Source organism: Candidatus Contendobacter odensis Run_B_J11 (assembly GCF_000531125.1).
Taxonomy (GTDB): domain Bacteria; phylum Pseudomonadota; class Gammaproteobacteria; order Competibacterales; family Competibacteraceae; genus Contendibacter; species Contendibacter odensensis.
On sequence record NZ_CBTK010000010.1, the window covers coordinates 16,547 to 32,117 of the forward strand.

Genomic DNA, 15,571 nt, shown 5'->3' on the forward strand with positions numbered 1-15,571 from the left:
CGCAGTAAACGCGCCGTTAACCCAAGCTGTTGCGATCCACTGTCCGTTGCTGTTCGTAGCGCAACTGGACCTGCTCCGCGCCGGCCAGTTCGCGGAGCCGCTTAAGCAGCGCTTCGTTGGGCTTGACCCGCCAGTGCTGACCAAAGGCCAGTTCCACCCGCGCTCCACCGCCGGTGTATTCCATCCACACCGCGCAGCGGCCCTCAGCGCGATGCTCGGCCAACACCCCGGCCAGTTGCCGCAGCACTCCCGCCGCGCACTGCCGTGCATCCAGGCGCAGCCACAGCCGGCGAGCGTATTCGGCGCGTGCCCCGTCCAAATCCAGCACTCGTTCGACGTTCAGGCGAGTGGTCTGGTTGAACTCATCCCAGCCCAGCGCACCCTGCACCAGCAGAATGGCATCTTCAACAATCAGCATCCGGTGCCGTTCGTACACTTCCGGGAAGATGCGGACCTCCAGTCGCCCGCTGCCGTCGTCCAGCGTCAAAAAGCCGATCCGCCCACCCCGATTGGCATTGCGGGTCCGCAGGCTCACCACCAGCCCGGCGACCGTCACCGAGCGGTCGTTGCTCCGGCGCAGGGTGCCCCCGTTCTCAGTCAGATCGTGCAGCCGGGCTGCGCCGAGCGCGGCCAGTTCCGCTGCGATCCGGTGAATGGGATGTCCGGTTAGATAGACTCCCAGCGTTTCCTTTTCACCGCGCAGCCGCTCCTCTTCCTCCCACTCTGGTACTTCGGCGATGTGCAGTGGCCGCGTCGGTGTTTTCTCGGCAGCGGCGGCGAGTCCGAACATGTCGTTCTGACCGGCGGCGTCGTTGCGGGAATGCTGTTCGGCCAGTTGCAAAGCCTCCGGTAACTGCGCCGCCAGCGTCGCCCGGTTGGTACCGAGGGCGTCAAAGGCTCCGCAACGGATCAGCGAATCCAGCACTCGGCGGTTGAGTTTGCGCAAATCCACCCGCTGGCACAGGTCGAACAAATCGTGGAACGGTCCGTTTTGCTGCCGCTCCTGCACCAGTGCCTCGATAGCGCTCTCACCGACACCCTTGATCGCCCCCAGGCCGTAGCGGATTTCGCCGGATATGCCGGCGGTGAAGTGGTATTCAGAGTGGTTGATAGCCGGCGGCGTGAGGGTGAGGTTCATGCGGCGGCATTCCTCAATCAGCACCACCACCTTATCGGTCTTGTCCATGTCCGACGACATGACCGCCGCCATGAACGCCGCTGGATAGTGCGCCTTCAGCCAGGCGGTCTGGTAGGACACCAGGGCGTAGGCAGCGCTGTGCGACTTGTTGAAACCATAACCTGCAAATTTATCGATTAAGTCAAAAATATAGGTTGCCGTTTCCGGTTCAACCTGATGGGCCTTGGCACCATTGACAAAGCCTTCGCGCTGCTTGGCCATCTTCTCAGCGTCTTTTTTACCCATCGCCCGGCGCAGCAAATCCGCTCCGCCCAGGCTATATCCCGCCAGCACCTGAGCAATTTGCATCACCTGTTCCTGATAGAGGATGACACCGTAAGTGGGCTTGAGAATGGTGGCCAGCGCCGGATGCGGATATTCAATCCGGGCGTGGCCGTGCTTACGGTCAATGAAATCATCCACCATCCCCGATTGCAGCGGTCCAGGCCGAAACAGCGCCACCAAAGCGACGATTTCCTCGAAGCAGTCCGGTTGCAGGCGGCGGATCAAATCCTTCATCCCGCTGGATTCCAACTGAAAGACCGCCGTAGTCTGATAGCGTTTGAGCAGATCGAAGGTCTTCGTGTCATCCAAAGGAAGGGTAGCAATGTTCAGCGGTTCCTCAGCCGTCGCTGCTCGCTGCCGGTTGATGGTCTGCACCGCCCAATCAATGATGGTCAGGGTCCGCAGCCCCAGAAAGTCGAATTTGACCAACCCGGCGGCTTCGACATCATCCTTATCAAATTGGGTGATCAGACTCGAATCACCCTCTTCGCAGTACAGCGGCGCGAAATCGGTCAGGGTAGACGGCGCGATCACCACGCCGCCGGCGTGTTTGCCCACGTTGCGCGCCAATCCTTCCAGCGAGCGGGCCAGATCGATCAGCGTCCGCACCTCGTCGTCGTTTTCGTACAGCCGACGTAATTCCGCTTCCTGCTCGATGGCCTTGTCCAGCGTGATCCCCAATTCAAACGGAATCAGCTTGGCGATGCGATCCACGAAACCGTAGGGATGGCCCAGCACCCGCCCGACATCGCGCACCACCGCTTTAGCCGCCATGCTGCCGTGAGTGGCGATCTGCGACACCCGGTCGCGCCCATAACGCTGGGCGACGTACTCGATCACTTTGTCGCGACCTTCCATGCAGAAATCAATGTCGAAATCCGGCATCGATACCCGTTCGGGATTCAGGAAGCGCTCAAACAGCAGGTCATAGGCCAGCGGGTCGAGATCGGTAATACCGAGCGCATAGGCCACCAGCGACCCGGCGCCGGAACCGCGACCTGGCCCGACCGGCACCCCATGCGCCCGCGCCCACTGGATGAAATCGGCGACGATCAGGAAATAGCCGGGGAAACCCATCTGGATGATCACGCCGAGTTCCTGCTCCAACCGCTGGTCGTAAGGCTGACGGCGTTCGGCGAAATTGGCCGCAGTCGGATCAAACAGTCGTGGCAACCGCTGTTCCAGCCCGGCGCGAGCCTGAGTCGAGAAATAGGCGGCGGTAGTCATTCCCTCCGGCACCGGAAAATCCGGCAGCACGTTCTTGCCCAGCTCCAGTCGCAAATTACAGCGGCGAGCGATCTCGATGCTGTTCTCCAGCGCCTCCGGCAAATCAGCGAACAGCGCCGCCATTTCCGCCGGGGTGCGCAGATATTGCTGGTCGCTGTAGCGGCGGGGTCGGCGTGGATCGTCCAGTGTCACCCCATCGTGGATGCAGACCCGCGCCTCGTGCGCCTCGAAATCACCGCGTTTGAGGAAGCACACTTCATTGGTCGCCACCACCGGCGTCCCGGTCGCTGCCGCCAATTCCACCACGGCGTCGAGATACTCTTCTTCCTGCGAGCGGCCAGTGCGCTGCACTTCCAGATAGAACCGCCCCGGGAACAGGCATTGCCATTCCGCCAGCCATGTTTCCGCCTGCTCCCGGCGATCATTCAGCAGTGCCTGACCGAGTTCACCGTCGCGACCACCGGATAGCGCGATCAAGCCGTCGGTGCTTCCGGTCAGCCAGGCGTAATCGATGATCGGCAAACCCCGCTGCTGGCCTTCGAGAAAGCTGCGACTGACCAGCCGGGTCAGGTTGCGATAACCGATCAGGTTCTGGCACAGCAGCGCCAGCCGCGCCGGTCCTTCCTGCCGTCGCACCCAGGCGTCCACGCCAATGATCGGCTTGATCCCGGCGTTCAGCGCCGCCTTGTAGAACTTGATCAGCGCGAACAGATTGCTCATGTCGGTGACTGCCACGGCAGGCATTGCGGCAGCGGCGGCTTGCTTAACCAGGCTCTTGATCCGGATCAATCCATCCACCAGCGAGTATTCGGTATGCAGGCGCAAATGGACGAACGGCGCGGTCATGATCATTTCTCGCTGGCGAGGAGCAGTACGGCGGCGACGGGGGCGAAGGAGCGACGATGTTCGGGGCAGGGGCCGTAGCGGCGTAGTGCTTCCCGGTGTACGGCGGTCGGATAGCCTTTGTGGCGGGCGAAACCGTAGTCCGGATACTGCTCATGCAATTGGCAGAGTTCCGCATCCCGCGCCACTTTGGCCAGAATCGAGGCGGCGCTGATCGCTGGTACGGTGGCATCGCCTTTGATGATAGCTTCACAGGGACAAGTCAGCGCCGGACAACGGTTGCCGTCTACCAGCACCCGTTCTGGAGCGATGCTGAGAGCCATCACCGCCCGTTGCATCGCCAGCAGCGAAGCTTGCAGGATGTTGATCCGGTCAATTTCATCCACTTCGGCGCGGCCCAGCGCCCAGGCCAGTGCCTTGATGCGGATTTCCGCTGCCAGATGCTCCCGCCGGGCCGGGCTGAGAATCTTGGAATCGGCCAGGCCCGCAATGAGGCGGGCGGGATCGAGGATAACGGCGGCGGCGACGACGGGACCGGCCAGTGGGCCGCGTCCCACTTCGTCCACGCCGGCGATCAGATGGGTGTCGGTCATGATTGGGAAAGTGAGGGTGCAAGGTCGAACAGGGGCGAGGAGTTTAGCGCCAATAGCGGCTCCGCCATAGACTGCGCGCCGGGCGCAATCTGGAGGGCAGTCCAGCACATGTAGCGATATAAAAATCATCTATTTGGTATTATTGGATCTATTGGCGTCCAGTCCTTTGGATGTCGCTTAACTTGAGGAGCTGTTTAGTGAGTAACTTTTGGGACATTCTCTACCTGATCGCGTCAGCTTTCTTTTTTGTGGCGTATCTCATCGTCCTGTTCCATGTAGTCGTTGATCTCTTCCGGGATGCCGAGCTGGGCGGGGGATCCAAAGTCATCTGGCTGGTAGGTCTCATCTTCCTGCCCGTTTTGACCGCGCTCATCTATATCCTGGCCCGCGGCAGAGGCATGGCAGAACGGCAGCGGGCGGCAATACAGCGGGCCAAATCCGATACCGATGCCTACATCCGGGAAGTGGCCGGAAAATCGCCGGCGGAACAGATTGCCGACGCCAAAGCGCTGCTCGATGCTGGCACGATCAACCCGGAGGAGTTCGCGAGACTGAAGGCTAAAGCTCTCGCCTGACCGGGTTGCCGCCGCACAGCGCCTGAACCACGATTCATCATCGGCAAGGTTGACGCTGGTCGGCGCGATAATGTTGCTTCCAACTCCTTCAATTTTTTAAGGAATTTACATGACCATACAAACCTCTGTGGGGACGCAGCCGCACCGCGATATTGTCCTGGTCGATCTCGGCTTGCAAGGCGGCGGCGCGCATGGTGCGTTCACCTGGGGCGTACTCGACCGTCTGCTTGAAGTGCCCTGGCTGCGCTTTGACGGAATTTCCGGCACCTCGGCCGGCGCCATGAATGCGGTGGTGATGGCCGACGGTTATGCAGCGGGCGGACCGGAGGGCGCACGGGCGGCGCTCGAAAAGTTCTGGAAGCGCGTCTCGGACGGTGCGCTGCTTAGCCCTCTGCGCCGTGGCCCCCTCGAAATCCTGACTGGCCTGTGGACTCTCGATTACTCCCCTGTCTATTTAGCCATGGACCTCGCCTCTCGGGTCTTTTCGCCCTACGATTTGGGCGCAGCCAGCTCCGTGAATCCCTTGCGTGCGATCCTGGAGCAAAGCATCGACTTTGATCGGGTCGCCAGCGCGCCGATGCGCCTGTTCGTCACGGCTACCAATGTACGCACTGGGCGCGGCCGCGTCTTCCGCAACGCCGACCTCACCCCCGATGTTCTACTCGCCTCGGCGTGCCTGCCGACGATGTTCAAGGCGGTGGAGATTGACGGGGAAGCCTACTGGGACGGCGGCTACTCCGGCAACCCGACCATGGCGCCGCTGGTCCGCGAATGCACGTCGGAAGACACGATTCTGATCCAGATCAACCCGGTCGAACGCCCTGGGACGCCCAAGACCGCACGCGAGATTCACAACCGACTGAACGAAATCGCCTTTAACTCAAATTTGATCAAAGAGTTGCGTGCAGGGGCGTTACTACGGCAGGTGGCCGACCCCGGTCATTGCGAGGGTGCGGTCTGGGCCAAAATGCGCATTCACCGGATCGCCAGCGAAGAAATGACCCAACTCAGTTCCTCCTCAAAGGTTCTGGCCGAGTGGGAATTTCTTTGTCGGCTCCGCGACAAGGGCCGGCGCGCTGCTGAAGCGTTTCTGGAGGCTCACGGGGCCGATCTGGGCGTGCGCTCGACGCTCGACCTCGACGAACTGTTGGAGGGCATTTAACTCATGGGATTGTTAGGCATTCTGATCGGCCTCGGGGTCCTGATCTGGCTGTCGTTTCGAGGCTGGAGCATTCTGGTCCTCGCGCCAGCGGCGGCATTGATCGCTGCCCTCGCCGCAGGCGAACCCCTACTGGCGCACTGGACCCAGACCTTCATGATTTCGGCGAGCGGGTTTCTCGCCCAGTTCTTTCCGCTGTTTCTCTTGGGCGCCGTGTTCGGGAAACTCATGGATGACAGCGGCTCGGTCTCGACCATCGCCCGCTTTATGACCGAACGGCTCGGTCCGCGCCGGGCCATACTGGCGGTCGTGCTGGCGGGTGCATTGGTCACTTACGGCGGCGTGAGCCTGTTCGTCGCCTTCTTTGTGATTGGACCGATGGCCCAAGCCCTGTTTCGGGCGGCCGATATCCCGAATCGGCTGATGCCGGCGGCCATTGCCCTCGGCACCTCGACCTTCACCATGTCCGCCTTGCCGGGCACGCCGGCGATCCAGAACGCGATCCCCATGCCGTTCTTTGGCACCACGCCCTTCGCCGCGCCGGGGTTGGGCATCATCGCGGCGATCATCATGCTGGGCTTCGGCCTGTGGTGGCTGGCGCACGCCGAGGCCGTCGCCCGCCGCAAGGGGGAAGGCTATGGCGACGCCCTCGTGGCCCCCGATACCGCCGCTGACGACACCCTGGTGCGCGAACGGGCCACGACCGCTGGCACCTTTGACCCGCCCGAAGTGCATCGCGGCCATCATAGCGAATCCGGTCCCTCGATCCTGGTGGCTATCCTCCCGCTGATCGTGGTGATCCTCGTTAACCTGGTCATGTCCATGTGGGTGCTGCCGCGTCTTGACACCAGCTTCCTGGCCGAAGCACGGTGGGGAGAAATTCCGCTTTCGGCGGTCAGTGGGGTCTGGTCGGTAATCGTGGCGCTGATTTCCGCCACCCTCATTCTGGTCGCGTTCAATTACCGGCGGCTGCCGGCGCTGCGTGATACGGTCGACGCCGGGGCTAACGCCTCAGTCCTGCCGGTGCTGAGCGTGGCCAGCCTGGTGGGTTTTGGGGCCGTTGTGGCCGCCGTGCCGGCGTTCGAGATCGTGCGTGAGTGGGTGCTGTCGATTGAGGGCGGGCCACTGGTTTCGCTGGCCCTGTCCACCAACATCCTCTCCGCGTTGACCGGTTCGGCGTCGGGCGGAATGACCATTGCCCTCGATGCGCTCGGTGCGACCTATCTGCAAATGGCGGTGGAGTTGGGCATCGATCCGGCCTTGCTGCACCGCGTAGCAGTGATCAGTGCGGGTACTCTCGACAGCCTGCCACACAACGGCGCGGTAGTGACGCTGCTGGCGGTCTGCGGTTCCACGCACCAAAAAAGCTATTTTGATATCGTGATGGTCGGTATCGTCGGGGCGATGGTTGCGCTGGTGGCGGTGATTGCCCTTGGCACCCTGTTCGGCTCGTTCTAGCCAGACACCGCACCCTTGGGTGTATCTGGCGATGGAGGAGTGGGCACCACATTTTTTGACGCGCTCACGGGGTGGATACCTTCCTCAATCCGTTCCAGCATGTAGGAGAAGAACGGGTTGGAGGACATGCGAATCAGCGAATCCAGACTGACGATCAGGGTGCCACGCTCTCCCCGTGGGGCCACTGCACCCAAGCTGATGCCGTACTCCTCAAGGGGATCAGGATGGATGCCATACAGGGAATCACTCATCGGAAACGGCACTGCGACATGTGAGAGCGAGAACACGCCCAGCGGATAGGACAATCCCAACTCGCGGGTCCGCTCCGTCGTCGCCCCGGCTTCCGTGACCCGCTCCATCACCTTGCTGGTGTCGGGATTGATGTTGGTGATGATCGTGGTCCTGAACGAGCGGGGCGCGTCTGGCAGGATGCGGTTCAACATGGTGTTGGCGCTGGCGCGCATGAGCGGGCCGAATTTGGCATTCCGGTTCAAATCGAACAAAACCAGTTCACTACCGTTATCGGGAAGCTGTTGATACAACGCGGTAATAATCGCCCGGGTGCTGACAGTAAAATCCACTACTGACTGAAAGGTGAGAATAGGAGGCAACTCAGCGAGTTTTCCTTCGCTCGCGTAGCGCGCAATCCGGGGTTGCAGGGCGCGTGTCAGCAACGATGATTGCCGGGCGCCATTGATCGGGAACGAGTTGTATTTGAAGGGATTGAACTCAGGTACGATGCTGAGCCACGCCGCCTTTGCAAAGGGTGGAAAGATCGCCGGCCAACCGAAGACTCCTGCAAACCGGGCCATTTCCGTGATCCCGATCATCGGCGAAATCAGTACGACTCGCTCCGGGCGGGTCAACTTCGGGTCACCGACCGCATCGAGCGCGTACTTCATCGCCAGCGCACCGCCATTCGAGAACCCGATGATATGTAATGGCAGTGTTGGGCCGATCCGCCGCCGTGCTTCCCGCACCGCCAGATGGGTCGCCGCCACCCAGTCCTCCCACTCCACATTGGTCAGACCGGCGGGGACAGTGCCATGCCCCGGCAGCCGGATGGCGATGGCGACAAAGCCTTGGGACTGATAGAGCCGGGCGACGTGACGCAGGCTGTAGGGCGAATCGGTCAGTCCATGCAGCAACACTACCGCACCGACGGGAGCGCCTGCCGGCTCCAAAATGTAGGAGCGGTTCCAGTCGGTAGCAAAATTTGCCGGATACAACGGGCTGCCTTCAAAGTAGCGATTGGCCGAAACCTGGTCTTCCGGATCCAACTTTTGGGTGACATTGACGCGCACACTCTCGAAGATCGTGCGCTCCGCAGCCAGATAGCCGTCCCAATTGGTTGTAGCCAGTTCTTGAGCCGTCAGTTCGTGGGGCGCATAGGTGTGCCAAAGCGCAAGCGGCGCTCCGCGCTGCGAGTCATAGGCGCGTATTGCCAGCAATGTCACCACGCTTACGGCAAACAGCAGCACCACAGTTTTCAACAGCTTGGTGAACTTCGCCCTCACGGTCTGGATCCTTTTTGGTTGTGGAATGGCATCTTGATAGGTTTGCTGGAAAACACCGTGTATTCAGCCACCGCTGGCCTGAAACAAAGCAACCAGTGCGTCCTCGGCGGTGCGCAACTCCAGTTGCTGACCTTGAATCGCGTAGGTAGCGGTCGTCGTCAGCGCCTTGAGATATTCACTTTCCTGCTGCATCACCCCCTTCGGATCGGAACAGATCTTGCGCGTCGCCGCCGGAGCCTGGATGGTGATGGATGATCCCTCAATGACATAGGCAGCCCGATAATGATTACAGCCGGCCGACCCGCTCAGTACGCCGTCGGTACCAAAGGTCGCCGTGATCTCACTGCCGTCAATCAACGAGACGGCGGCGCTGCGGCCGTTGTTGTAAACGGTCGCCCGCCAGGTGACGCCCTTCAACGCCACCAGTGGCTGCACCTTGAAGGTTGCGATCTCGTGACCCTGAGTATCCAGCAAGGCGAGTTGACCGTCCTCGATTCGATAGGCCGTTGTAGCTGCCAGCGCCGCCATCAACGGCTGTTCAACCATCATCTGGGGTTCAGGACACGCCATCATCGTACTCGCCGCCATGCCGATGGTCAGCTTGCCGGCATCCACGGTGTAACTGGCGGTGTAACGATTGCAGCCGCCGCTGCCGCTCACCGAGCCATTGGCAAAGGTTGCGGTGGCCTCGACGCCGGACGGAACGGAGTGAACCTGACTATCGGCCAGAGTAATGCGGGTTAACTGCCAGGTCGCGCCTTCGAGTACCGTCTTATCCATCTCGCCCGCCAGCACCAAAACCGGCACCGCCCAAGCGACCAGCAACCCCAAAAAACCCACACTCACCATCGTCCATCCTCTCTTTTTGTCACGATGCGGTCGCTTGAGGAAACTCTGCGGAAGCCTGAATCGTTCGGAAAAGGAGCCAAAGACTGAGAATCAACACGACCAACTCGGCGAAAACGCAGAGGCTTAAAGCCATCAAACTCATCATGTCGACGGCGGACACCCAACCCGTCTGGCCAGCGTCGGACGTTTGGAACACGGGAACGCCCCCTTGAGGTGCCGCCAGGAAATAAAACAGCAGGTGCCCGGTCTCGGTCACCATCACCAGCATGGAAAACAGCAGACCAATACTACTGGCCACCAATCCCGTCCAGACTGATCGAATGACCGAGGATGCCGGCGGACACGCTTGCGGATCCGCAATACTGTTAGCCAGGCGGGTATACCGGTGAAACCAGACGATGGTGAAAATCAGGATCAGTAAGCTGGCTAGCGTCAGGTATTCAACGACAGCCAGCCCGGCGCGCGGACCGGAAGGAGAGCGTGAGAAGATGAAGGCATAGGCCATCAGGAGCAAGGGAATCGCTCCCATTACGATTTGCACCCAGAAACCAATTCGGCCCAGACGGGAAAAGGTTTTGGCAAGGCTCTGAGTTCCGGGCTGTTGCAGACTTTCCATGAGTTTTTTTAGCATGACCACTCCTGATTTTTCGGTATTTGTGATTGGAAGACATGAGTGGGCAATACCCACCCTACGAAACGACTGCGCCAATTACCGAATCCGGCGAACGGCGCGGGTAACGAACGCTTAACGGATCTCAAATTCAGCGCGGCAACCGTGGTCCACCCATACTCCACGCCGGTTGTAACCCCAGGAACTGTTGAAGCGACAAGGCGCTCTGCTCAATTGCCGGATCAGAATCACCTCATTCCGAACGTCCGCCCGACATAACTGGCGGCCGCTGCCCTCGGCGGAGCAAGTCAAACGCTGGTTGCGCCGGTGGTCATTGCTGCCGACGCGGAATTCAGCGCGACAACCGCGATCCACCCAAATGCCGCCCCGGTCATAACCCCAGGTCTGGTCTTTCCGGCAAGCCGCGCTGCTCAATTGCCGCTGGAGCTGCACTCCACCCCGGGTGTCAACGCGGCAGTGCTGGTAGCGATTATTGAGCGACTCACAGGTGACATGACGAGATCGAGCTTGGGCATCCTGAACCGGCAGCCCGGTCAATGCCGCCACCAATACGCCACCGAGCAAGGCGGTCGCCAGGGTAGTTTGGCTGAGTTTCATCAATTTTCTCCGCAAGAGAACCCACCTTTCAAGGCGGGGAGGGATAGCGTAGCGTGCGACACATCGCCAGCATTAAGTGTCAGTCTTTCCCGGCGGTCAGCCCGCAAGGATCTAATCACGAACCTCTCCACAGTGTATCTCCCCTCGTCCTTGTCGCATACCGGCGCAACCGGATCAATGTCCGTTGAACATCACTCCGCCCAGGATCAGGATCAGTGTCAACAGGGACAGTCCCGCCACCGGCCATTGCCGCAGTACGCCTTCCATCTGTTCCAAGGCATCTCCCCACTGGACAATAACGCGCATGGCGGGTTGACCCACGACCACGATGTCGCCTTCCGGTACCCGTGGCAGATATCGCCCCCAGCGCCACAGTCCAAGTGCCAGTCCAGCACCGATCAGAATGGGCCATAGCGCCGCCCAGAGAATTGCGGGCTGGAGTACATCGGCCCAGGTACCGATTCCGGTTACCAAATACAGCGTCCAGGGAACCACGAGAGCGGCAACGAACATCAATAGCCAGGGTAAAGCGATTCCCCAGGGTGCCGATGCCGACGGATCGGGCGCAGCGCTCGCCGCCAAACGGTGGAGGAAATGCAGCATCAATAGCGTAGTCCCAATCGCCGACAAGGTCGCCAGCAGTTCTACCAGCCCCTCCCCCAAAACCGGTTTTACCGCCAGCTTCGCCAACGCGCCACCGGTCAGGGGTAGCCCGCCAATCGCCAAGGCCAGGATGGCCGCCGGCAGCAACATTAGCCAGAGCCGGCGTCGGCCCGTTGTAGCGATCACGCCCACGGCGAGGAACAGCGCACCCTTGGCCAGCAGGTGATGGGCCGCGTAAAAAGACGCTGCCTGCGTGGCGCTAGCGTCGCCATTCGCAAGACCCATGCCGATGACTGCAACAAGGAAACCCATCTGACTCACGCTCGAATACGCGAGTACGATCTTCGGCTGCGACTGCATGATCCCAATCACCACGCCATAGAAAGCGCCGAACAAGCCAATGGTTGTCAGTGGCAGGCCAAAGTCCGGCAGCGCGATATCAAACGGCAGGAAACGGATCAGCGCGAGAGCGCTCGCCTTGACGACGGCGCCGCTCATCACGGCTGCGGCTGGAATCGGCGCCGCGCCATAGGCCAGCGGCATCCAGAAATGCAGCGGCACGAGGCCCGCCTTCATGCCGAGGCCGACGACCAGAAGCATAAGGGTGAGATCGCGCCACGGCGATGCAGGAATCGCGGCGGCGGCATCGCGGATCAACAGGCTGCCGTCCGGGGTCGCCATCGCCAGCATCACCAGGCCGGCGAGCAGGAACGCTTCGGCAATCAGCGCGAGTCCGAGGTAGACGGCGCTGGCGCGCAGCGCTTCCGCCGTGCCGCCCTGCAGGACGAGTCCGCTGGCGCCGACGGACAACACCGCGAGCAGGAAGTAGAAGCCCACCAGGTCGGCGGCGAGAAACACGCCGACGCAACCGGTCAGCGTCATCAGCCAGCACACGACGAAGCTACCGGCATTGACCGTGCCCCGTAACCCCGTCGCAGCGTAGGCCCCTGCCGCGATCCACAGGATCGCAGCGACCAAGAGCAGCATCGCCCCCGGTTCGTCCATGGCGAACGACAGCGCGAACTGGGCATTGCCGAGTACGACGGGCGTGTCGTCGGCAAGCAGTGCGGCCACAAGGGCGGGGATCGGCGCGAGCGCCAGCAGCAGCGGCATACGCTTGCGCAGCCCCGGCACCATACAGGCCAGCAGCAGCGCGAGCGGCGCACCGATAGCGGCGAGCAACAAAACAGAAGTCGTCATGGCCATCCGATCCCTGGTACGACCGCCCGTCCGATCTGCGCCACGTCCACCGGGCAGAATACGGCCATGCCGAGCAGAAACGAGCACAGGGCCAGCGCCAGCACCGCCACCTGCTGATAGTAAGGAACGCACGCCTTCGGGGTCCATCCTTCGGGCGCGGGAGCCATCGCGCGCACAACGACGATGAAGACGTAGGCACTGGTGAGCAGGCCCCCCACGAACATCACGAGCGCCCACCACCACTGTGCGGTCATGATGGCCGCCGATACCAGCAGCCACTTGGCGAGAAACCCTCCCGAGGGCGGTAGCCCAATCAGCGAAGCGCCGCCGAGCGCGAAGGCGACCAGGGTCATCGGCAACGCCCGCGCTGCACCGCGTAAATCGGCAATGCGATCATGTCCAAGCGTCGTGTAAATGAGTCCCGCAGCCATGAACATCGCCGCCTTCGCGGTGGCGTGGGAGATTGCTTGCAATAGGCCACCGTTCACAGCCGTCGCGCTGTCAAGCTGGGCGGCAGCGAGTCCGGCCGCGAGCGGGAACATCAGGAACAGATAGCCGATCTGCGCAACCGTCGAGTAAGCGATCAGCAGCTTGAGCCGCACCTGCCTGAGCGCGACGATGTTGCCGACCAGAATGGCCGCCGCGCCCAGTGTCGCCAGCGTCTGCGCCGACGGCAGTGTCACTACGCCGGCGAAGACGTCGAGCCAGAGCCGCACGGCGAGAAACCACGAACCCTTGATCACCAGGCCCGACAGTACGGCGCTCGCCGCTGCCGGTGCGCCCGCATGCGCAGGCGGCAACCAGAGATGCAATGGAAAGAGGGCAGTCTTGGCCAACAGCCCCACTGTCATCAGCGCAGCAGCCGCCCAAGTGACCGGTTCGGGGTGAACCCGCACGGCGAGCAGCATAATGTCCAGCGTGCCATACGCGCCGTACAGCAGCACCGCCCCCAGCAGATAGAGCACCGAGCCAAACAGGGCGTACAACAGATACCGCAGTGCGGAACGTAAGGTCTCCGGCTGACCGCTGAGGCTGACCAGCGGCACGCCGGCGAACGTCAGGAGTTCCAGGGCGACGTATAGCGTAAAGAGATCTCCACTCACGAACACCAGGTTCAGCGAACCCCACACCGCGAGCAGCAGCAGCCAGAACATCAGCGGCGCACGCGCCTCGCGAACCCCCTGGGGCGTACCGAAGTCGGCCCGGGCATACACGCCGATGCCGCTGATCACCACCGCGACGGCCAGCAGCATGATCACGGCCAGGCCGTCGGCGCGCAGCGCAATGCCCAGTGGCGGCGTCCAGCCGCCCAGGATATAGACCACGGCATCGCCGGAGCGCACCAGCGCATCGGCGATGGCGATGGCGATGGCGAGCCCGGTCGCGAGGATCGCGAGCGCCACCCGTTGGGCACTGCGGCTGCCGAGAACCATACCGGCCAGCACCCCAACAAAAGGGACCAGCACCGCCAGCACCAGCAGCAGCCCGCCGGGGGTCGTCACGTCCTGAGTCGAGAGGGAATGTGGCATCTAGGCGTCCGGGAGATCGGCCTGCGCCTTGGCCGACGCATCCGAGGCAAGCGTAACCGAACCGGCTTCGTCGAACAGTCGCAACACCAGCGCAACGGCCAGCGCGGTCGCTGAGAAGGCGACGACGATGCCGGTGATCAGCAGCGCCTGCGGCACCGGGTCGCCCCCCATCCCGACTGCCGCACCCCGGCGGGCGATGGCACCGAAGAGCAGGAACACCCCGCTGCCGATCAGGTTGAACGCGAGGATCTTGCGCAGCGGCTGCGGGTGGATGATCAAGCCATACAGGCCGAAGCCCACCAGCGCTGCAGCGCACAGTCCAAACAGCGTCGGCGTGTTCATCCCGGCGGCGTCCGTTGCGGTGCGCCAGCCACCAGCAAGGCAAGCGCCAGCACGAGCGTAGGCATCAGCGCGATCTCAATGGCGACGATCAGCGGTTTTGCATAGCCCTCCGGGTAGGCGAGGACTGCTCCCGCAGTGATGGATCCCGCGAAGCCGATGGCGATGAACACCAGCGGTCCGATCACGAGCAGGACCCGCAGCCAGGTCCGGCTAACCGGCGGCGTGTCGGCGAGACCTGCCCCGATAACCAACAGCCACATCGCAGCCAGGATCGTGGCGCCCTGGAATTTGCCGCCAGGAAGATCTGCTCCGATCCAGAAGATGTAGAGACCCACGATGATCCCAATCGGCGGCAGGAGCCGTGCGAGATAGGCAAGGACTCCGTTGGGATCGACATGGCGCTGCGGTCCTGGATAGCCACCCCAGGCACGGTCGGGCGCCAGCGACCACACACCGAGCAGTGCCAATAGCACTACGATGGCCTCGAGCAGCGTGTCCATTGCGCGGAACGCAAGCAATACCGCAGTAATTGGATTGCCGACCCCGGTTGTAGCCAGATTGGCGGCGGCGGCAGGTGCGAGCGTGGGGGCGGGATCAGGCAGTGCCAGGACACCCACAGCAAGCGCCGCTGCGACGGTGACGGCCAAGGCTGCGGCGAGTGTCCGGGTGAGGGCGCCGGGGTATTCGGCGCACGCCGCAGCCTCCGTCCTTCGCAGCCGGGCTGCAGCGCCGATCAGCAAAGCACCGGTCAGGCCACCACCGATCGCCGCCTCCGTCAGCGCCACATCCGGCGCGGCGAGGCGCACCCAGATCAACGCCAGCAACAGCCCATAGGCCACGAAGCCAATCACCGCCGCGAAGGTGTCGCGCACGGCGATGATCCACCCGGCCATCGCCAGAACGAGCAGGGTCAGGCTGATGTCAACTGCCAGGAGATCGGAAGAGCACACGTCTGAACTCCAGTCACGCCAATATCTCGTATGCCG

13 protein-coding genes are annotated in these 15,571 nt (G+C 62.1%); 3 read left to right on the plus strand and 10 right to left on the minus strand.

The window, feature by feature from the left end; translation table 11 throughout:
* Positions 1 to 16: 16 nt before the first annotated feature.
* Both dnaE and rnhB read right to left on the minus strand, forming a co-directional pair.
* Positions 17 to 3,535: a DNA polymerase III subunit alpha gene (gene dnaE / locus BN874_RS00605; RefSeq protein WP_034430136.1), complete on the minus strand. Its 3,519-nt coding sequence runs from the start codon at positions 3,533 to 3,535 to the stop codon at positions 17 to 19.
* 2 nt (positions 3,536 to 3,537) lie between these two features.
* Positions 3,538 to 4,125 (minus strand): ribonuclease HII, encoded by a 588-nt coding sequence (rnhB, locus tag BN874_RS00610; RefSeq protein ID WP_034430137.1) that lies wholly within the window; start codon positions 4,123 to 4,125, stop codon positions 3,538 to 3,540.
* Positions 4,126 to 4,295: 170 nt separating this feature from the next.
* Between rnhB and BN874_RS00615 the strand changes: the two genes are divergently transcribed.
* The 3 genes from BN874_RS00615 to BN874_RS00625 all read left to right on the plus strand — a co-directional run bounded on the left by BN874_RS00615 (position 4,296) and on the right by BN874_RS00625 (position 7,317).
* Positions 4,296 to 4,700, plus strand: a complete 405-nt coding sequence (locus tag BN874_RS00615; protein ID WP_034430138.1) for an SHOCT domain-containing protein — start codon at positions 4,296 to 4,298, stop codon at positions 4,698 to 4,700.
* Positions 4,701 to 4,809: 109 nt separating this feature from the next.
* Entirely contained in the window at positions 4,810 to 5,862 is a 1,053-nt protein-coding gene (locus BN874_RS00620; RefSeq protein ID WP_051497250.1) for a patatin-like phospholipase family protein, read from the plus strand.
* Between the two features lie 3 nt (positions 5,863 to 5,865).
* Positions 5,866 to 7,317, plus strand: a complete 1,452-nt coding sequence (locus BN874_RS00625; protein ID WP_034430139.1) for a GntP family permease — start codon at positions 5,866 to 5,868, stop codon at positions 7,315 to 7,317.
* Here the strand turns inward: BN874_RS00625 and BN874_RS00630 are convergent.
* The 8 genes from BN874_RS00630 to BN874_RS00665 all read right to left on the minus strand — a co-directional run bounded on the left by BN874_RS00630 (position 7,314) and on the right by BN874_RS00665 (position 15,535).
* Positions 7,314 to 8,834: an alpha/beta hydrolase gene (locus tag BN874_RS00630; protein ID WP_051497251.1), complete on the minus strand. Its 1,521-nt coding sequence runs from the start codon at positions 8,832 to 8,834 to the stop codon at positions 7,314 to 7,316. The genes BN874_RS00625 and BN874_RS00630 overlap by 4 nt on opposite strands.
* A gap of 63 nt (positions 8,835 to 8,897) precedes the next feature.
* A complete protein-coding gene (locus BN874_RS21975) occupies positions 8,898 to 9,680 on the minus strand; it encodes an META domain-containing protein (RefSeq protein ID WP_195912067.1) in 783 nt (260 codons plus the stop codon).
* A 22-nt stretch (positions 9,681 to 9,702) separates the two neighbouring features.
* Entirely contained in the window at positions 9,703 to 10,314 is a 612-nt protein-coding gene (locus BN874_RS00640; protein WP_034430142.1) for a DUF3611 family protein, read from the minus strand.
* 114 nt (positions 10,315 to 10,428) lie between these two features.
* On the minus strand, positions 10,429 to 10,911 hold the full coding sequence (locus BN874_RS00645; RefSeq protein WP_051497253.1) for a DUF3011 domain-containing protein: 483 nt from the start codon (positions 10,909 to 10,911) through the stop codon (positions 10,429 to 10,431).
* A gap of 174 nt (positions 10,912 to 11,085) precedes the next feature.
* Entirely contained in the window at positions 11,086 to 12,588 is a 1,503-nt protein-coding gene (locus tag BN874_RS00650) for a complex I subunit 5 family protein (protein ID WP_195912068.1), read from the minus strand.
* Between the two features lie 122 nt (positions 12,589 to 12,710).
* Positions 12,711 to 14,243 (minus strand): complex I subunit 5 family protein, encoded by a 1,533-nt coding sequence (locus BN874_RS00655; RefSeq protein ID WP_034430144.1) that lies wholly within the window; start codon positions 14,241 to 14,243, stop codon positions 12,711 to 12,713.
* Positions 14,244 to 14,585, minus strand: coding sequence for an NADH-quinone oxidoreductase subunit K (locus tag BN874_RS00660; RefSeq protein ID WP_034430147.1), 342 nt, complete (start codon positions 14,583 to 14,585; stop codon positions 14,244 to 14,246).
* Positions 14,582 to 15,535, minus strand: coding sequence for a Na(+)/H(+) antiporter subunit B (locus tag BN874_RS00665; protein ID WP_034430149.1), 954 nt, complete (start codon positions 15,533 to 15,535; stop codon positions 14,582 to 14,584). Before BN874_RS00665 ends, BN874_RS00660 begins: the two co-directional genes overlap by 4 nt.
* Between the last annotated feature and the right edge of the window lie 36 nt (positions 15,536 to 15,571).